Raw genomic sequence first — 211 nt, 5'->3', positions numbered from 1 at the left:
CCCCCCCCTCCCCTCTCCCCAACAACCGCACGCCCCCCCAGATTACTACGCGTCTCGTGGGCTCGGAGATGTGTATAAGAGACAGGTTCCACGAGTTCACCGAGCTGGTCGACCGGCTGCTGCGCGAGGAGCGCGTCACGGCGCAGGGACGCGTCTGGACGTCGTGCGCGGCGTCTGTCTCTTATACACATCTGACGCTGCCGACGACGGA

General features: G+C 65.4%; 1 pseudogene. It reads left to right on the top strand.

The features are described from left to right. Positions 1 to 211, top strand: a pseudogene (locus tag ACPYOM_RS23930) (hypothetical protein); the annotation flags it as partial.

It is taken from the genome of Monashia sp. HAY1-2A, from assembly GCF_056755315.1.
This window is presented reverse-complemented; position numbering and strand designations above follow the sequence as displayed.